This is a genomic window from Convivina intestini, assembly GCF_003096575.1.
Taxonomy (GTDB): domain Bacteria; phylum Bacillota; class Bacilli; order Lactobacillales; family Lactobacillaceae; genus Convivina; species Convivina intestini.
The window spans coordinates 38,112-57,106 of sequence record NZ_QEKT01000004.1 but is presented as its reverse complement, the minus strand read 5'-3'; the positions used below and the strand labels follow the sequence as shown (position 1 = coordinate 57,106).

Below are 18,995 nucleotides of genomic sequence, written 5' to 3'. Positions count from 1 at the left end.
TATCTCATTGGAGTTTGTAGCATGCAAAAAAACCTAACGAATGTGATTGTTATCGGCGCAGTGGCTGGATTAGTTGGTGGAGGTGGCGTCCTGGTTGGTCAGGAAGTTTATCAAAATGTCCAAAATAGTAATAGCCCAGCCCGGATTAAAGCCGAAAATACAACCAAACTATCAAGTAATGACACAGCGACATCGGCCTATAATAAGGTGGCTAATGCCGTGGTTTCGGTGTTGAATTTTAAGCAAGCTAATGGCCAATATCAGGAAGCGTCGGAAGGATCGGGCGTGGCCTATAAAAAGGCTGATGGTTCTGCTTTTATTGTGACCAATAATCACGTAATTGATGGCGCTGCTAAAATTCAGGTCATTACCAATAGTGGGAACAAAGTTATGGCAACTTTGGTTGGTAAGGATGCTCTGACAGATTTAGCCGTCTTAAAAGTTGATGCTAGTGCCATTAGTGCTACTGCTGAATTTGGTGATTCAAATAAGATCTCAGTTGGGCAACAGGTGCTAGCTATCGGTTCACCCTTGGGCTCACAGTATGCTTCCTCTGTCACGGAGGGCATTATTTCAGCAACAAAACGCCTAGTAGAAGCCAGCAATGAAAAAGGTCAAGGCAATGGCGGTTCCACGGTTATTCAAACTGATGCAGCAATTAACCCCGGTAATTCGGGCGGTCCTTTGATTAACTTAGCTGGCCAGGTAATCGGGATTAATTCGATGAAGCTTTCTACGGCGACCAATGGTACCTCCGTTGAGGGGATGGGCTTTGCCATTCCGGCCGATCAAGTGGTAGATATCGTTAATAAATTGGCTAAAGACGGTAAGGTAGCTCGTCCGGCATTGGGAATTGAAATGGTTAACTTGTCTCAAATACCAGCCGATGAACAGCAAAAGACCTTAAAAATCCCAACTAGTTTAGCTGGTGGAGTGGTTATCATGAAGGTTAATAATGGTGGTAGTGCTAGCAAGGCTGGTTTGAAACAATATGATGTAGTTGTTGGTTTGGATGGGCAGAAGGTAAGTACCTTAGCCGACCTACGCGAAGCTTTATATAAGCATAGCGTCGGGGACAAGATTAAGTTGGACTATTATCACGGGGATACAAAAAAGAGCGTTACCATTAAATTAACGCAGCAATTAGCAAGCTAACCGGTTGGTTAGCTTTTTTGGTATAGTTTTATTTTAAATTAGTCTGATAAATTGCTCATAATTGATAAATTAGCTACTTTAATTTTTTGTTCGTCTTTTACCCATATTTTTTTGAAATATTAACGATAAAAAAATTTATTTTTGCGTATAAAGCCTGATTAAGTAATTTTCATAAATCAGAAATCCGAATAAGGTAGAATAAATAGAATCGAATAAACGCTTTTTCAACAGATGTTAATAAAATTGTGGATAACTGTGGAAAGCTTGATCAGTATTAACATAAAATTGATTAAACCAAGGATTTTGGCCGTGGAAAAAGTTATCCACAATTACTTGATTTTATCCACAAAATTAACAACTAATTCTATTTTGTTTTATAAAACGCCTATATAACAGCGTTTATAAGGTTTGATTTGGTGAGTTATATTTGTGGATAACTGTGGATAAACAGTTGAAAAAATCAATTATATCTGTTTTAAAAAATGAATAAAAAAAGAAAATGGTTAGGAAATGAAGATTAAAATTATAACGGTTGGTAAATTAAAAGAAAAATATTTAAAGGAAGGCATGGCCGAGTACCAAAAACGCTTGAGTCGCTTTGCTAAGTTGGAGTTAATTGAGGTTAAAGATGAAAAAACTCCTGAAAATGCCAGTTTAGCTGAAAATCAGCAGATTATGGCCATTGAGGGGGAACGAATTGAGGCTAAGATTGGGCCACGGGACTATTTGGTCATCTTAGCAATTGAGGGTCAACAGTTACCCTCTGAGCAGTTTTCTAAACAATTAGCCCAAGCGATGTTGGCCGGTCATGGCACCTTAACTTTTGTGATTGGTGGATCCTTAGGTTTAACGCCGGCTATTAAAAAAAGAGCGGATTTGCTCTTGAGTTTTGGAAAATTAACTTTGCCCCATCAACTGATGCGATTGGTTTTAATTGAGCAAATTTATCGGGCCTTTATGATCCAAGCAGGTTCGCCCTACCACAAGTAGAACCGGTTTCAATTTCTCTCATTTAATTGGGGTAAATACGTTGACAACAGCTATAGAATGATAGTATCCTGAAAGAGTTAGTGAGTGCAACCTATCACAATTAAGGTTGCTTACTTTCTTTTTTGACTAGTCTAATACACAATATGAAAGGTCTAATAGACAATGCCAGTACAAAACAAAGCGATGTTGATTACCTACTCGGACTCCTTTGGTAAGAACATCAAAGAGGTTCATCAAGTTCTGAAGGATCATGTTGGGGATGCCATTGGTGGTGTTCACTTGCTACCATTCTTCCCATCAACTGGGGACCGTGGTTTTGCGCCTTCTGATTACACGAAGGTTGACAGTGCCTTTGGTGATTGGAATGATGTGGAAGCATTGGGTGAAGATTACTACCTAATGTTTGATTTCATGATTAATCATATCTCTCGTGAATCAGTAATGTACCAAGACTTCAAAGCTAAGCATGATGATTCTGAATATCAAGACTTCTTTATCCGTTGGGAAAAGTTCTGGCAAGCAGCTGGACCAAACCGTCCAACGCAAGCCGATGTTGACTTGATCTATAAGCGTAAAGATAAGGCGCCAATTCAAGAAATCGATTTTGCTGACGGTAGCAAGGAAAACCTTTGGAATACCTTTGGTGATGAACAAATCGATATCAGCGTTAAGTCTGAAGTAGCTAAGAAGTTCTTCAAGGATACTTTGGAATCAATGGTTAAGCATGGCGCTGACCTAATTCGTTTGGATGCCTTTGCTTATGCGATTAAGAAGGTTGATACCAATGATTTCTTTATCGAACCTGATATTTGGGAATTATTAGAATCAGTTCGTGACATTTTGACACCACTTCAAGCTGAAATTTTGCCTGAAATTCATGAGCATTACACAATTCCAGCTAAGATTAATGAGCACGGTTACTTTACTTATGACTTTGCTTTGCCAATGACTACTTTGTACACTTTGTACTCTGGTAAGACAGAACGTTTGGCTGACTGGTTGAAGAAGTCACCAATGAAACAGTTTACAACTTTGGATACGCACGATGGTATTGGGGTTGTTGATGCCCGTGACGTTTTGACTGATGATGAAATTGATTACGCTTCGGATCAGTTATATAAGGTTGGGGCCAATGTTAAGAAGACTTATTCTTCAGCAGCCTATAACAACCTTGATATTTACCAAATTAACTCAACTTACTACTCTGCCCTTGGAAATGATGATGCGGCTTACCTACTGAGTCGTGCCTTCCAAATTTTTGCCCCTGGTATTCCACAAATTTATTATGTTGGTTTGTTGGCTGGTGAAAATGATATTGCCCTTTTGGAGTCTTCTAAGGAAGGTCGTAATATCAACCGTCATTACTACACTAAGGAAGAAGTTGCTCAAGAAGTACAACGTCCAGTTGTTAAGGATTTGTTGGCCTTATTGGCATGGCGTAATGACTTTGCTGCCTTTGATTTGGATGGTAGCATCGAAGTTGAAACACCTTCAGCAACGACTATTAAGATTACTCGCCAAAACAAGGCTGGTGATCATGTAGCTGTCTTAGAAGCTGATGCAGCTAATAAGACCTTTACTGTTACTGCTGATGGTAACGTGATTATGTCTAAGTAATTCAAATTATTAAAAAAGCCACTTTCATTGAAAGTGGTTTTTTTATGGTCGGATTTGTCCTTGACCAAAAATCTCGTATTTAATTGTGGTTAAAGCTTTAAGACCCATGGGACCCCGAGCATGTAATTTCTGAGTGGAAATCCCAATTTCGGCGCCAAAACCGAATTGGAAACCGTCGGTAAATCGGCTAGAAGCATTTTGATAGACAACGGCGGCATCAATCTCACGCATGAACAGTTGGGCGTGATCGGCATTTTCAGTTAGGATAGTTTCAGAATGGTGCGTTGTATGTTGATTAATCCATTTAATAGCGTCCTGGACATCGTCGACGATTTTAACGCCCATGATTAAGTCGTTATACTCAGTGTCCCAATCGGCTGCTGTAGCTGCTGTTAGTTGGTTAGGTGCTAACGCACAACTAGCCACATCGCCTCGAAGTTCAACCTGATCTTGTGTTTGTAAACGGTCAATGACCAGGGGTAAAAATTCGGCAGCGATATTTTGGTGGATGAGTAATTTCTCAGCGGCATTGCACACGGCGGGTTTTTGCGTTTTAGCATTTTCAATGATGTTTAGTGCTTGGTCAAAATCAGCTGATTCATCCACGAAAATATGGGTATTACCAGCACCGGTTTCAATGACTGGTACCGTGGCGTTGGTGACAACATGGTCAATGAAAGCCGCTGATCCACGCGGGATTAACACGTCAATGTAAGAACGTAGGTGTAATAATTCATCAACGGAAGCGTGGCTTGTGTCAGTTACAAGTTGGATAATATCTGGATTGTAACCTAAGTCACTGAGAATTTGGCGCATTAATTGCACCAAATAGCGGTTAGTATGAATGGCCTCTTTACCACCACGTAAAATTACGGTATTACCGGATTTAATGGCTAAACTAGCCGCATCAACGGTAACGTTGGGCCGGGCTTCATAAATCATAGCGACGACGCCCAGAGGGACAGTAACAACATTGATTTTTAATCCGGCCTGGTTAGTCCAGTTTTCATAAGGACCGGCTAGTGGGTCGGCCAGTTGGACTAGGCTATGTAAGGAATCAGCCATTTCGGCTAGAACTGCTTTTGTTAGCGTAAGCCGTTTCACCATTGGGCCACTTAAAGTTGAACCATATTGGTCTAAATCTAATTGATTTGCAGCTAGAATATCATCGGTTTGCTTGATTAGTGCTTGAGCAATGTTCGTTAAGATTTGGTTTCTTTGATTTAAGGTTAGACTAGCTACTTGATTAGTAGCTGCCTGGGCCTGTTGACCTAATTTGAGCATTTGTTCATGCAGTGCTTGGGTATCTGTCATTTATTTTTCCTCGGCTTGGAAACGGGTCCCAATTGGTTCATCAGCGATTATTTGCATGATGCGTTCAGGGAACTGTCCATCAATTAAGACCATTTTAGCTTGGTGATTAACCATGAGTTCAGCGGCATTTAATTTAGTAATCATGCCACCAGTACCCAGGCCGGATTCAGAGCCACCGGCCAACTGCCGAATAGCTTGATCAATTTTGGTGACCCGAGAGATTTGTTGGGCCTTGGGATCAAGATTAGGATTGGCGGTATATAAGCCATCGACATCAGAAAGAATAATTAAACCTTGGGCCTTAACGGCCAGTGCCAGCATGGCGGCTAATTTATCATTGTCGCCAAATGAATGCTGATGGTCCATCTCATCAACAGCAATGACGTCGTTTTCATTAACAATGGGGACGATGTGATTGTCCAACATAACCTCCAGAGCCGCTTGCATATGACCGAGCATCTGGGGATTATTGAAGACATCGTAGGTTAATAGTACCTGACCGGTTTTTTGGCGATAAAGCGCCATCGACTGATTGTAGATGGTCATTAAATAACCCTGTCCTAAGGCGGCTAGGGCTTGTTGGCTGGGGATGTCGGGAGGGCGTTTAGTTAGGCCTAGCTGGTCTAAGGCCACTCCAATCGCTCCTGAAGTTACCAGAATAACTTGATAACCATCACGAGACAAGGTGGCAATCACTTGGCTAAGCTGATTAATTACTGGATATTTTACCCGACCATCACTATCAACAATCGTGGAAGTACCGACCTTAATGACTAATCGTTGCCAAGCCGGATTAATTTTTTTATTCGTGTTGGTGGTCGATTGTTGCTTGGATGCCATGGATTACTACCTCGTTAAATTTATCCGCTGATAAAGCCTTTAAACCAGCTTCGGTTGAACCACCAGGGGAAGCGACTGAAGCAATTAAACTGGTGGGATCACTATCACTAGCTAAGAGGGTTTGTGCTGATCCTAGCACTGTTTGAGCAGCAATAGTGAGGGCATCTTGAGTCGACAAGCCATTTTGCTGTCCCGCTTGTGCAAGGGATTGAATAAAGGCGAATACATAGGCTGGACTGGAACCAGCCAAGGCTGAAAATACCGCAAAATTTGATTCTGCTAATTCAATCCGACTACCTAATAGATCTAAAAAGGCTAGGGCAGCGGTTTGGCTTGCGGTCGTCAGATTAGTGGCCAAAGCATAAGAGGTCATCCCCCGATTAATACTAACGTTTACGTTGGGTAAGGTCCGCACGATTTGAGCACCAGGAAAGGCGTTCTCTAAGGAATTTAGATTAACGTCGCCGATGACTGAAACTAATAATTTATTTTGATAAAGATTAGCCGGGAGACTTTGACTAATGGCCGTTAATTGCTTAGGTAGAAAAGCCAGGGTCACTAAATCAGCGGTTTGTAATAGCTCAGTAGCATCTAAGGCTTGAATGCCTAGTTCTTTGGCTAATTTAGCGGCTGAATGAGGGGATGCTACTAAAATATCTTGCGCAGAAATACCGGCATTTAGTAAGCCTTTGATCATTGCTTGGGCCATGTTACCGGCACCTAAAAAGCCATAACGTGTCATGAATAACTCCTTTATTGGGTATGATTGAACAATTAGAGACTAAAGGCAAAAGTATCGGGGGTTAAAACGCCGATATCTTTAACCACTAAGTCGCCACAGTATTTACGGCCTTGATTTTTACGGAGACCAATCTTGGGATAGCCTAAAGCGACCGTAGTGTGGGCCTTGAGGGCAGCGCCCATGACTTCACCGGTATTGGGATTAATCCCGGTTGGGGTATCAATGGCGATGACGTCATTGTCGATGTGGTTGGCGGCCTTCATCATTTTTTGCAGTCCCTCGGGTAGCGGATTGTTTAGTCCAGTACCAAAAATAGCATCGACAATTAATGTGGCTTCTTTAAAATCACTTTTTTCAGAAGGATGGAGGCCACAGTGTTTGGCAATTTCTAGTTGTTTATGTACGGAAGCTTTGGCGCGGTTTAGGTTCCCGACAAATTGTAAAGCCACTGAAAGACCCTGCTGGTGTAATAAACGACCAAGCGCAATCCCATCAGCACCATTATTTCCCAGGCCAACGAGGACTAAGATGTGACTGAGGTTAAAGCTTCCAGCACCAATAACTTCTTGAACAGCGATGGCGGCCCGTTCAATTAGTACTTCTTGGGGAATCTCAAAGTCATTCATCGTGTAATCTTCTAGAGTTAGCATTTCAGTTGTCGTTACAAATTGTGTCATCTTGTCCCTCATTATTGAGTATAATATTCCTAGTTTATTATATATAGTGATGGGTTAAATTGCCACTCAGTCGGTAGTAGGAGGAATGATGGATCAGTTAGATATTGCTGAAGATTTACAGCAGGTTAAAGATCAGGTTGCGATTTTAGGGGCACGGGGATACGATGTGACCCTTGACGAAGCGATTGCCAGTACGTTGAAGCGCGGTTTGCAGGAAATGATTGACCACCGCACCGACGGTTCTTACTACACGGTTAAGTGGTCGGCGAATGGTAAGCGATTAGAAGTCTTTGATATTTACCGGGACCGAATTGGTCAGGTAGAGCCGGAAAGTGATAGCTTGGTTCAAGACTTTCATAACAGTGACCAGTTAGTCTGGAATCGCTTTGACATTGCGCTACGTCAATTAATTAGTCGATAAAATATTGCAGAAAATCCAAAAATCTGTTATAGTATTATCTGTTATGGAGAAGTACTCAAGCGGCTGAAGAGGCGCCCTTGCTAAGGGTGTAGACGTGTTAAAGCGTGCGAGGGTTCGAATCCCTTCTTCTCCACTCACAAATATAAGACGTTCATTGAGATTGTTAAATCTTGATGGACGTCTTTTTTTGTTTTTAATGACTATTAAAAAAGATGACCACTGGTCATCCTCGCTTTATTACATCAAAGTCGTTAGATATCGCATGATTTTATCAGTATCAGAATTCTCTAATTCTTGAATGACGTGCAGATAAGTTTTTTGCGTCGTATTCATATTAGAATGTCCCAATCGTCGGGCAACTGAGCCAATCGAAACGCCAGCATATAGCAATAATGAGGCATGGGTATGTCTTAAACCGTGCACCGAAATTGCTGGAATACCGGCTTTCTTACAATAGCGCTCTAAGCGTTCATTGAGGACAGCATTATAGGTTTTCTTACCTTCACGAACAAAAATTGGCCGATCACCTGGGAGATCTTTAATCATTTGGCCAAATTGCATTGCTACTTGCCAATCTAAAGGAATTTTGCGTACGGAAGCAGTATTTTTAGTTGCGTCAAAATCTTCCTGCTCGGCCTTATAATTCCAGGTTTTATTGACTGATAGTGACAACCGCGACAGGTCAAAATCATTGGGTGTTACACCCAGCGCCTCACTGTAACGTAAACCAGTTTTGGCAATTAATAAAATCATGTAATCCCAGCTTAATTCATCCCCTAAAGTCAACTGAGCCAAGAGCTTAGTTAGTTGTTGCTGGTTTAAGAATTTGGTCTTGTGGCGTTGGGTAACGACCCCTTTAATGACAATCTTACGGGTTGGGTCAATGCGAACCCAGCCTTCTTCGACTGCATCAATAATGGCTGATTTTAATTGATGATGAAAATCTAAAACGGTTTGTTTCTCGTGATTTTTAGCAAATTGATTCATCAGCGCTTGATAACTTTGACGGTTTAAATCAATTAACCTCAATTCTGGAACTAGTAGGCGGATATGTTTGAGGGTCCGTTCATACTTTTCATAAGTAATTGGTCGTACGGCGCCTTTCTTATATAAATCCAGCCAGCGGCGGTAGTACACGTGTAACAACATTGATTCTTCCTGTGACATCTTAGTCACCTCCATAAAAAATAGCACCCACCAAACGGTGGATACTATCTTAGTATCTGTGAAATTTTATTGGAGACTGGCAAAGAATTTTATAATTGCTTCTTCGAAATCAGCGATTTCAAAGAAACCAATATCGTTCTGTATTTCGATTTCTTGTAATTTAGCATTAAGTTCGGGCGTATCGTTTAACTTAAAGCCGGGCTGATATAAGTCATATGCTTCAATAATTTGGTTACCATTGAAGTTGTGATCAGCAGCCCACTTGTACAAGGCTAGTTCGGTATTTTTTGAACGGATTTTGGTACGTTCAACTTTTAAGCTTTCTACATCAAAATGCTTCTGATAATCTCCACGCTCAATGCCATCCAAAATCTCACTAATTTCGTCCTGACCATCCTGATCCATCGGTGTGATGTGCTCTTCAACAGCCTTACGCTTCTTGGGTATTACATCGTCCATATATTGGTTCAGCAGGTCAACTAATAAGTCATAATCGATGATTTCACTGGCATATTTATCCAGAGCGATTTTAATGTTGGTTAAGTCCAACTTCTTATCATCAGGTAATACTTGATTAACATCATTTAATCGAGCTTGAAGGGCTGAAAAATCATTATCAGAAGCAATACTAAGGGTAACCTTTTCATCGGTGGTACGGCCAGCACCATCAAAAACAGGTACCGCTTCGCCAAAGGCATAGCCTTGTTGGACTAAGCGTTGCACTTTTTGATTGACTTCAGCGGCTAAGTGAGCGAATTTTATCTGAGCTTTGGAACCCATAGGCATTTTGGAAAAATCATCGCCAGCCATTTCCTTTAATTCCTTAATCTTGGGTGCTAAATTTTGAATCTGACTGGCCTGGTTGGGCGCTAGAATATCATCATTAAATAGCTCTTGCTGGTCATCCAAGGAAGGGTGCTTTTCGGCATCGGCTTGGGTATCATTACCACCCTTAGTATAGATCACTAAGGCTTCGCGAACATGATCCTCCATTACTTGACCTTTCCGGTAAAAACGGACTTTACCGTGGGGTTTAGCATTTTTGTCGAAGGTTCGATTAGTTCGGGACATGGCCTGGATTAAGAGACCTTCTTGGAGTAACTTATCCAAATAAATAATATTCAAATATTTAGAATCAAAGCCGGTTAAGAGTTGGTCGGAGACAATGACTAAGTCTAAACGATCATCGTCATTACCACGATTATAGGGTTTTTTACGAGCCAGTCGTTTGGTAATATCGTTCAAATAGTCGCGCTCTGGGTCGTCATGCTCAATAAAGTTGGCTGTTTGATAGCGCTCGACATAGTCAGCCATGGCTTTTTTGAGATTTTCTTGAGAATCTGATGATCCGGCGCCATTACTTTCATCACGGGAGTAGGTCATGGCTACGCGTAAATCGGGCGCAATCTCTTTAAAAATATTGTAGTAATCAGCCACGGCTTGTTTACCTGAGACAGCCAACATTCCCTGAAATTGATTAGGAGCCCGGTGGCCCATTTCAATTGGTCCGGCGGAATTATCCTGCCAGTGTTGGACGATATCTGCGGCCACTGATTGCCGGAAAGCATGGGAAGCATAGACTTCTTTTTCTAACTGTTTTTCATCTAGGTCAGCGCTAGCATCGTGTTCAATATCAGTCTCATAGTAAGTAACATCAAAACCAAGCACGTTACCATCGCCGATTGCATCTTTAATAGTATAGCGGTGTAAGCGTGGGCCGAAGACATCATGTGTGGAAACTTCGCGGGTAGTCTTCACATCATTGACTTCATCGGAATAAAAATTAGGGGTGCCGGTAAAACCAAACCAAGTTGTGTTGGGAAGCGCCTGTTTAATGCGTTTTACTGAATCGCCGCTGGCTGAGCGGTGGGCTTCATCCATTAAGATAACTAAGCGTTGGTCGTCAGTCCAACCACGCTTAACGGCATCACTTAGGCCTTGAACAGTAATTAAGAAGATACTAGGTGCTTGTTTTTTCTTCAGTTCCCGCTTTAACTGGTTACCATTGACGATTTTGATTCGATTTTTGAAGGTGACATAGGCAAAGTTTTTAAAGTTTTCAGCAGTTTGATTAACCAAATCCACTCGATCAACGATAAAAATCACATGCTTAACATCATCCATGGAAGCCAACAGTTGGGCAACCTTAAAAGAGGTGACTGTCTTACCTGATCCAGTCGTATGCCAGATATAACCGCCTTCTTTTTCTATTAAATGATTATTCTTCATGGCTCGCATCCGGTCCATAATTGCCCGGGTGGCTTGAATCTGGTAGGAACGCATCACCATTAGATTATCATTGGAAGCATCGGGAATCATGTTAACGGTCACCAAACGGTGAAGAGCGGGGATGCCCATCACTTGGTGAATAAATTCCATGGTATCAGTGACGTCTCTGCCATTATCATCGCGCCAGCCAAAGATAAAGTCTTGATTATAAGACTCGCTATTTTTTGGCCGAGCGAGATAGTGGGCTGAATGCTGGGAAAGGATGAATTGCACTTGGACAAAGGACATTAGTCCGGTATACATACCATCACCGTTATATTTACGAAGCTGTTCAAAGGCTCCCCATTGATTTTGTAAGTGTTCATCTTTTTCTTCAACGTGGGCGACAGGAAGACCGTTAATTAGTAGTAAAAGATCAATGCGACGGTTTTTACTTAAACTATTGGTTAAATGATTAAAGGTAATTTGACGGACGACCTCATATTCTGAATGCCCGCCGGCAACCTCATCTCCGTAAAAAAATTCGATAGAAAGCTGGCTACCATCATCACGGATTAATGGTAAAGTCCCTTTGCCACCAGCACCTGCTAAAAGCAATTGGGCAGCATAGGGGCTTTTATTCTGATTTACTTGTTCAACTAAGCGCCGAAACTCGTTATCGGATAATTCTTTTCCTTCAAGTTTGGTGCGATTATTCCGATTTAGAATTTCTCGCCAGTGGTCATAAAGTACATCTTCGGTTTTTCCGGATAAATCATCCCGGTAAGTCCAGCCTTCCTGAGTTAATTTTTCGATTACAGCTAGTTCAAATTTTTCTTCAGCCATTTTAGTATCCTTTGTTGATTGATATATTTTTTTATTTAGGATTTGAATGTAAAACAATACTTTTTATTATTTTTATTTTAACAAAGAAGATGATAAAAGTTTTTACGCTGATTGACTGTGATGAGATTGTCAAGGAATTGGAAAAGGATACCGATTTTAGCTTGTTCAGATAATTCAGAGGGTATGTTAAATTCAAAATTATCAACGTCTTTAGAAGAAATATTTGGCTGGGCTCCAGATACTAAAACTGTTTTTAACTGATTTAAGAATAGATTTGATGAAACTAACACGCCAATAAAATTGTAATTTGTATCTTTTTGAATTTGAAAATAACCAACACGTTGATTTTGGTAGTACTTTTCATATGCTTTAAATGTTAATTTGGCAACCTTTCCCGTGGTCGCACCAGACATGGCTAATAGCCAAGATCCATTAGGTAAGCGATATTTTTCATCCCGTTGATGTTCAGAATAAAATAAATAATCACCTCCCACTTTACCTTCTGATAAAATATTTGAAATTCTTACAACAGGTATTCCATTAGGAACAAATTGACTACTTTGAAAGGCAAATCCCCCTCTTAAAGGAGAGATGTTCCCTAACTTACGCTTTTGCCAAGCTATCAGATTTTCTAGGTTCTTTACGCTCTATCTCTGTATAATTAAATCTAAATGGATTTAAAAATAGGGGATGATTAATCATGGCGTTAAAAGCAACTGAACAAGCAATGATCTGGAAGACATTAAATGATACACGTGGCAAAATTGAACCGGCCGAATACAAAAACTATATTTTCGGTATTATGTTCTACAAGTTCCTTTCTGAAAAGGCACAAGCCTGGTTAAACAGTATTCCTGGTAATCAGGAATGGTCTGACATTTGGGCACAAAATCCTCAAAGAGCTTCTCAATTTATGCAGTCAAAAATTGGTTATACTATCCAACCCGGAGAAATGTTCTCTGACTGGGAATCCGATATTAATACGGGTAATTTTAATATTTCTAATATCTCAGACTCGTTGGCGCACTTTAAGCAACGAATTAGTCCGGATGCCAAAATTGAGTTTGAGGGTATTTTTGACGACATGGATCTCACTTCTAGTCGACTAGGCAACAACGACCAGATGCGAACTGCCACGATGATTGATATGATTAGCCTCATGTCACAGATCGAACTTAAAGACGATGCTGATGTACTGGGTGACTTATACGAGTACCTGATTGGTATGTTTGCAGCTAATTCAGGCGCCAAGGCCGGTGAATTCTATACGCCCCACCAAGTTTCCGATATCATGGCTCAAATTTTGACCTATGGTCGCGAGGACATGAAGAACTATAGCCTTTATGATCCAGCCATGGGGTCCGGTTCCTTGCTATTAACCACTGCTTCGTACATGAAAAATGACCATATTCGTGGTGCTATTAAATATTATGGCCAAGAATTAATCACAACAACCTTTAATTTGGCCCGAATGAACTTAATGATGCATGGCGTTGAATATAATGATATTAATCTCCGAAACGCTGATACTTTAAATGCTGACTGGCCCGATGGAATTGTAGATGGTAGTGATAATCCGCGAATGTTTGACGCCGTTATGGCTAACCCTCCCTACTCTTTGAAATGGAACAATAAGGATCGCGAAGATGACCCTCGCTTCCGTGATGGTGTTGCCCCAGCTTCAAAAGCAGATTATGCCTTCCTCCTCCACTCCTTATACCACTTAAAACAAGACGGCCGAATGGCGATTGTGTTACCTCACGGCGTGCTATTCCGCGGAGCAGCTGAAGGAAAAATTCGCAAAAACTTACTAACCAATCGAAATATCACGGCGGTTATTGGTTTACCAGAGAAGATTTTTACTAACACCGGTATTCCAACCATCATTATGGTGCTAGAAAAAAATCGTGAAAATGATGATGTGCTCTTCATCGATGCTTCAAAGGGCTTTGAAAAGCAGAAAAACAGTAACAAATTACGACCAGAAGATATTGAAAAAATTGTATCAACCTTTAAAAACTATAAAGAAGCTGTAGCCACTGCTACAACCATGGGAGACGTGGACAAGTATGCCCACGTTGCCTCAATGGATGAAATTAAGGAAAACGATTTTAATTTAAACATTCCTCGCTATGTCGATACTTTTGAAGAGGAAGCACCAGTTGATGCCGAACAGCTTTTCAAAGATATGCAGGAATTAAATGCTGAGGAAGAAAAACTTGAAAATGACCTGAAAACCATGATGGCTGATCTAACTGGTACCGACGAAGAGAGCCAAAAGTACCTAGAATTCCTCAAGGGGGTTCTAAAATGACGAATGTTCGTGATTCAGATAGGTCATATCCCCGAATTCGATTCAATGGGTATAGCGATGCTTGGCAAAAGCGTAAGCTGGGTGATGTTTCTGATATAAAGACCGGTAGCAGTGATTTACAGGATGCTGATGAAAACGGAAAATATCCTTTTTTTGTACGTTCTCAAAATATCCAACGAAGTAGTAAATATTTATTTGATGGAGAAGCAATATTAATTCCTGGTGAAGGACGTTTAGGTGAGATTTTTCATTATGTTAATGGGAAATTCGATTACCATCAAAGAGTCTATAAAATAAGTGGTTTTGTAACTTATGCAGTTTGCGGAAAATTCATTTATTTTCAGTTAAAATATGGCTTTAAGAGACATGCTTTGAAGTTTACAGTAAAAGCTACGGTAGACTCGCTTCGACTACCTGTGATAAGTAATTTTCCCGTAACTCTTCCAGAAATAAGTGAGCAACAAAAAATAGCAAGGTTGTTATCGAATTTAGAGGTACTTACCACTGTCAATCAGCGTAAGGTTGAAAAGTATCAAACTTTGAAAAAAGCACTTTTACAGAGAATGTTCGTGTCAGGTGGTAGTGATATCCCCCAGATTCGGTTCAATGGCTATAGTGAAGCTTGGCAAAAGCGTAAATTGGGTGAAGTGGCAAGAATAGTTGGCGGTGGAACACCGAGCACTAAAAATCAAGAATTTTGGAACGGAGATATCGATTGGTATTCTCCAGCAGAAATTAATACACAAATTTATGTAAATAAAAGCCAAAAAACAATTACTGAACTAGGATTAAAGAAAAGTTCAGCCCAATTATTACCAAAGGGCACTGTCTTATTCACTTCCCGTGCAGGTATTGGTAAAACAGCTATATTATCGAGGGAAGGAACAACTAATCAGGGCTTTCAATCTATCATTCCGACACTCAATCAATTAAATAATTATTTTATTTTTTCACAAACATATAAATTAAAGCACTATGGAGAGATAAACGGTGCGGGTTCAACATTTGTTGAGGTATCAGGAAAGCAAATGGCTAAAATGCCATTGCACGTTCCTTCTATTACAGAACAAACCCAAATCGGCACCCTCTTCCAATCCCTCGACAATCTAATCACAGTCAATCAGCGTAAGGTTGAAACGTACAAAGAACTTAAAAAAGCACTTTTACAACAAATGTTCGTATAAAAAATTCTATATTTCAACTTAATTAAGGATATATTCTAAAAAATATATCCTTTTTCTTATTTTTTCTTTTTATTTTTATAAAGATTATCGTTTTCTTTATGTTTTTCTCTCTAAAATCAAAAGAAAAACATAAAGAAAGCTAAAAATATAGCAGCTTGGCAAAAGCGTAAGTTGGGTGATTTATCAAACATAGTAAGAGGATCCAGCCCACGACCCATAAAAGATCCCAAATGGTTTGATAGTAAGTCTGATATTGGTTGGTTAAGAATTGCTGATGTGACCAAACAGGACGGAAAAATTTATTTTTTAAGACAGCGATTATCAAAGGAAGGTCAGTCTAAAACAAGAGTTTTGAAGACAAAACATCTACTCCTAAGCATTGCCGCAACCGTAGGAAAACCAGTTATAAATTATGTGAAAATAGGTGTTCATGATGGATTTTTAATTTTCTTAGATCCAAAATTTGATCTCAATTTTATGTTCCAATGGTTGGAATTGTTTCGGCCCTACTGGAATCGTTATGGACAGCCGGGTAGTCAGATAAATTTAAATACAGACATAGTACAGAATCAAAAAATATATATTCCTAAATTAGAAGAACAAACACAAATATCAAACATTCTAGAATTAACTGACAACCTCATCACAGTCAATCAGCGTGAACTAAAAATGTTGCGTAGATTATTGAACCCGGGAACTTGTATAATTAGTGTTAAATTTTTTAATTTAAAAAGGATGTTAAATATGACCTATTTGATAAATATTTTGAGTATATTAGTTGCGATTGAATTTTTTTATATTATGTATCTGGAAACTTTTGCGACTCAATCAAAAACGACTGGCCGCGTTTTTGGCATGTCATCTGAGAAATTGGCAGATAAGAATATTCAAACGTTATTCAAAAATCAAGGGATTTACAATGGATTGTTAGGTATCGGGATTATTTATAGTGTGTTTCTTTTACCTAGTATGTTATTACCCATCATGATTTATATTATTGCCGTGGCATTGTATGGTAGCTTTTCAAGTGGTAATAAGAGCATTGTATTTAAACAAGCCGGACTAGCCATGGTCGTGACGTTATTATTGCTATTACATTGAACATAAAAAGGCACCACCAGCTTAGCTGGGGTGCTTTTTTGTAAGATTAAAAAAACTAATTAATTTTTTAACACATATCCATGCCCATCTTCTTGTAGGAATCTAGGCTCTTAATCACTAATTCATCTACCTTGCAGCCTCGTTCTTCGGCTAAGGCGTTCATTAAAGTATCCATCTCCATCAAATCATACTTCTTATGGGGATCATCTGGTGTCCAAACCTGCATTTGAGCCATCATACCGCCATCTTCGTGTTCAATGATGTGGCAGTGATACATAAAGACCCCAGCGTAATTGAAGCGCATTTTAATTCGGACAGTTTCACCAGGATTGACACTGACCGTATCCTTATAACCCATTTCGTTGGGATAAGGCGCTTGACCATTACGAGAAACAATCTGGAAGGAGCCACCGTGCATGTGGTAAGGGTGCAACATACCACCGCAACAGTCATTGGTATTGGTGATATCCCAGTACTCAGTGACGCCTAATTGCTGGCGGTCATCAATCCGCATCATGCCAAATTTACGACCGTTAATGGTGATTTCTTCATCGGTTCCAGCCAGAACTACTTGGTGAATATTGGCATTTGGCTCAACATCTGGATAGGTAATTTCAGCTAATTGATCCGGTAAAACGGTATTATCGGGAGCAAAGTCCTTAATATTAAAGGTTAGAATTGGTGTGTCATCCGAGTAAAGGATAACTTGGTCACCGGCTTTATAATCTTTAAAGTCTAAAAGAACTTCAGCTCGTTCAGCACAGGTAATCATTAATTTGGTTAATTTAACTGGTTCAGGTAATAAACCACCGTCCGAAGCAATTTGGGTCATGACCAAATCATCTGAAAGGTGTAAGCGCCATTCACGCCGGTTGGCTCCGTCTAAGAAACGTAACCGTAGTTTTTGCGTAGTAACATCAAAGACTGGATTAACAGTTCCATTAATCAGTGCGGTTGGCCCAGCGGTACCATCAGGGTCATAATCAGCGTCATAATCCCACTGGTTATCCTCGTGGAAACGACGATCCTGCAAAACAACGGGAATGTCATCGACACCATAATTACGAGGTAATGGCAGACTGTCCTCATGGGCATCTTTGATATAAACCATGGCAGCCAAACCATGCCAAACATCCCAGCCGGTTAAAGGACAAGGATGGGCGTGCAACCAGGTTGTTGCAGCTGGTTGATCAACTTTAAAAGTGATTTCTTTGGGTTGACCAGGATAAATTGGGGCATGACAGCCGCCATCAATAAAGGGACCGGGGACATCCAAACCATGCCAATGGAAGGTAGTCAATTCAGGTAGACTGTTCTTTAGCGTAACGTGGTAGGTTTTTCCGCTACGAAAGACAACAGTTTGCCCCAATAAACTCTGGTTATACCCCCAGGTTTTGGTCTTTTCACCCGGCAAAATTTGGGTCTCGCCCGGTTGAGCGTGGACCGTCATCCAGACGTCAGTATCGGTCTCTCTATCTGGCTTGAGTAGCGCTGGAATATTCAGGGGCACTGCCGGTGAATCGTAAACTTCCAGGGGTACATAGCCACCATCGTGATAGTCGTAGGCACTCTCATTGAAAAAGTACTTATCATAAATTGGTGTAGATTTTGTTGACATAATTCTCCTCCTTCTACGCCTGTAGTATACAACAGTTTGGGTTGAATAAATGCTTGTGCTATCATCTATCTTAGTGAGAGGAGGAAATGATGAAATTTAATAAAATTTTACATGCCATTTTGGCCTTGCTGTGGGTGTATACCTTATATTTGTTGATAAATAATCAAGGAATGAATGCCATGTACCTGATGTCCATTGGAATGTTAGTGGAATCGGTCTACTGTCTATTTTCAAAAAATTAAGTTACTAAAAATGCTATGAACGCCGAAGCTTGTTGGAATTAAATCTCGGGGTTCATAGCATTTTTGGTTTTTATTATCGATCACGGCCAATGATGTGGGCGTATTCAAAGAAATTAGATGGTATCAAAATCAAAATGAAAATGATTAGTGACAAAATGGTTGTTGCAATGGTTAAAGGCATGCTGTTGACAAATTCAGTCGCAATTTTAGTTGATAAATCAGCTAAAACTAATAGCCAAACCCAAAATGAAGCTAGGCCAGTGTTGTGTAAGCGCCGAACTTCCAAGCTTAAGGAAGGAATGACCAGTAGTAAGCCAACAAAGACGGTGATGCCCATCCAAGCCATGACAGCTGGGGGTAAGTTGAGTCGGGTATAGTCGGTGGCAGCAATCAATTTTTTAACGGCACTGGTATGATAATAGGCCACGGCGGTGCCGGCTGCTGACCATAAGATGGTAAAGAGGAAACTCCAAATCACCATCCACCAATATTCAGCCCGAGTGGCATCCCCACTGAAATTAAAGTAGTTTCTCCAATAGTTTTTAAATGCTTTTGTCAT

General features: G+C 40.3%; 17 protein-coding genes, 1 tRNA gene and 1 pseudogene. 10 read left to right on the top strand and 9 right to left on the bottom strand.

Annotated elements, in window-relative coordinates; genetic code table 11:
- Nucleotides 1–21 precede the first annotated feature (21 nt).
- The 3 genes from C7384_RS04410 (at nucleotide 22) to gtfA (ending at nucleotide 3,762) form a co-directional block, all read left to right on the top strand.
- Nucleotides 22–1,155: a S1C family serine protease gene (locus tag C7384_RS04410; protein WP_089939115.1), complete on the top strand. Its 1,134-nt coding sequence runs from the start codon at nucleotides 22–24 to the stop codon at nucleotides 1,153–1,155.
- A gap of 510 nt (nucleotides 1,156–1,665) precedes the next feature.
- Nucleotides 1,666–2,145: a 23S rRNA (pseudouridine(1915)-N(3))-methyltransferase RlmH gene (gene rlmH, locus C7384_RS04405; RefSeq protein WP_089939114.1), complete on the top strand. Its 480-nt coding sequence runs from the start codon at nucleotides 1,666–1,668 to the stop codon at nucleotides 2,143–2,145.
- 162 nt (nucleotides 2,146–2,307) lie between these two features.
- Nucleotides 2,308–3,762 (top strand): sucrose phosphorylase, encoded by a 1,455-nt coding sequence (gene gtfA / locus C7384_RS04400; RefSeq protein WP_089939112.1) that lies wholly within the window; start codon nucleotides 2,308–2,310, stop codon nucleotides 3,760–3,762.
- Between the two features lie 42 nt (nucleotides 3,763–3,804).
- Here the strand turns inward: gtfA and C7384_RS04395 are convergent, their stop codons facing one another.
- From C7384_RS04395 to C7384_RS04380, 4 genes are read right to left on the bottom strand one after another with little or no spacing between them, the layout of a single operon-like run.
- The gene (locus tag C7384_RS04395; protein ID WP_243400714.1) at nucleotides 3,805–5,076 is read right to left on the bottom strand and encodes a glutamate-5-semialdehyde dehydrogenase; all 1,272 of its coding nucleotides are present in this window, start codon (nucleotides 5,074–5,076) and stop codon (nucleotides 3,805–3,807) included.
- On the bottom strand, nucleotides 5,077–5,916 hold the full coding sequence (gene proB, locus C7384_RS04390) for a glutamate 5-kinase (RefSeq protein WP_089939111.1): 840 nt from the start codon (nucleotides 5,914–5,916) through the stop codon (nucleotides 5,077–5,079).
- Nucleotides 5,879–6,658, bottom strand: coding sequence for a pyrroline-5-carboxylate reductase (gene proC, locus C7384_RS04385; RefSeq protein WP_089939109.1), 780 nt, complete (start codon nucleotides 6,656–6,658; stop codon nucleotides 5,879–5,881). Before proC ends, proB begins: the two co-directional genes overlap by 38 nt.
- A gap of 32 nt (nucleotides 6,659–6,690) precedes the next feature.
- Nucleotides 6,691–7,335, bottom strand: coding sequence for an NAD(P)H-hydrate epimerase (locus tag C7384_RS04380; protein WP_089939107.1), 645 nt, complete (start codon nucleotides 7,333–7,335; stop codon nucleotides 6,691–6,693).
- Nucleotides 7,336–7,423: 88 nt separating this feature from the next.
- On the opposite strand from C7384_RS04380, the gene C7384_RS04375 reads away from it, so the two are divergent.
- On the top strand, nucleotides 7,424–7,756 hold the full coding sequence (locus C7384_RS04375) for a hypothetical protein (protein ID WP_089939105.1): 333 nt from the start codon (nucleotides 7,424–7,426) through the stop codon (nucleotides 7,754–7,756).
- Between the two features lie 45 nt (nucleotides 7,757–7,801).
- Nucleotides 7,802–7,889: transfer RNA gene (locus C7384_RS04370), tRNA-Ser, on the top strand.
- Between the two features lie 104 nt (nucleotides 7,890–7,993).
- On the opposite strand, the gene C7384_RS04365 is transcribed toward C7384_RS04370, so the two are convergent.
- From C7384_RS04365 to C7384_RS04355, 3 genes are all read right to left on the bottom strand, one after another.
- Entirely contained in the window at nucleotides 7,994–8,923 is a 930-nt protein-coding gene (locus C7384_RS04365; protein WP_089939103.1) for a site-specific integrase, read from the bottom strand.
- 66 nt (nucleotides 8,924–8,989) lie between these two features.
- Nucleotides 8,990–11,977, bottom strand: coding sequence for a type I restriction endonuclease subunit R (locus tag C7384_RS04360; RefSeq protein WP_089939101.1), 2,988 nt, complete (start codon nucleotides 11,975–11,977; stop codon nucleotides 8,990–8,992).
- 77 nt (nucleotides 11,978–12,054) lie between these two features.
- On the bottom strand, nucleotides 12,055–12,600 hold the full coding sequence (locus tag C7384_RS04355; protein WP_276329406.1) for a restriction endonuclease subunit S: 546 nt from the start codon (nucleotides 12,598–12,600) through the stop codon (nucleotides 12,055–12,057).
- Nucleotides 12,601–12,677: 77 nt separating this feature from the next.
- Between C7384_RS04355 and C7384_RS04350 the strand changes: the two genes are divergently transcribed.
- The 4 genes and pseudogenes from C7384_RS04350 to C7384_RS08205 all read left to right on the top strand — a co-directional run bounded on the left by C7384_RS04350 (nucleotide 12,678) and on the right by C7384_RS08205 (nucleotide 16,576).
- Complete coding sequence (locus tag C7384_RS04350; protein ID WP_089939097.1) at nucleotides 12,678–14,291, top strand: type I restriction-modification system subunit M; 1,614 nt, start codon at nucleotides 12,678–12,680, stop codon at nucleotides 14,289–14,291.
- Nucleotides 14,288–15,475, top strand: a complete 1,188-nt coding sequence (locus tag C7384_RS04345) for a restriction endonuclease subunit S (protein WP_089939095.1) — start codon at nucleotides 14,288–14,290, stop codon at nucleotides 15,473–15,475. The genes C7384_RS04350 and C7384_RS04345 overlap by 4 nt, the downstream gene beginning before the upstream one ends.
- Nucleotides 15,476–15,646: 171 nt before the next feature.
- Nucleotides 15,647–16,084 (top strand): annotated as a pseudogene (locus tag C7384_RS08210) (restriction endonuclease subunit S); the annotation flags it as partial.
- Between the two features lie 135 nt (nucleotides 16,085–16,219).
- Nucleotides 16,220–16,576 (top strand): DUF1304 domain-containing protein, encoded by a 357-nt coding sequence (locus C7384_RS08205; RefSeq protein WP_207771557.1) that lies wholly within the window; start codon nucleotides 16,220–16,222, stop codon nucleotides 16,574–16,576.
- 67 nt (nucleotides 16,577–16,643) lie between these two features.
- Here the strand turns inward: C7384_RS08205 and C7384_RS04335 are convergent, their stop codons facing one another.
- Nucleotides 16,644–18,194 carry a multicopper oxidase family protein gene (locus C7384_RS04335; RefSeq protein WP_089939092.1) on the bottom strand — a complete coding sequence of 517 codons (1,551 nt, stop codon included), beginning with the start codon at nucleotides 18,192–18,194 and terminating at the stop codon, nucleotides 16,644–16,646.
- A gap of 89 nt (nucleotides 18,195–18,283) precedes the next feature.
- On the opposite strand from C7384_RS04335, the gene C7384_RS08120 reads away from it, so the two are divergent.
- Entirely contained in the window at nucleotides 18,284–18,436 is a 153-nt protein-coding gene (locus tag C7384_RS08120; protein ID WP_165806773.1) for a hypothetical protein, read from the top strand.
- A 73-nt stretch (nucleotides 18,437–18,509) separates the two neighbouring features.
- Here the strand turns inward: C7384_RS08120 and C7384_RS04330 are convergent, their stop codons facing one another.
- Nucleotides 18,510–18,995: a DUF805 domain-containing protein gene (locus C7384_RS04330; protein ID WP_207771556.1), complete on the bottom strand. Its 486-nt coding sequence runs from the start codon at nucleotides 18,993–18,995 to the stop codon at nucleotides 18,510–18,512.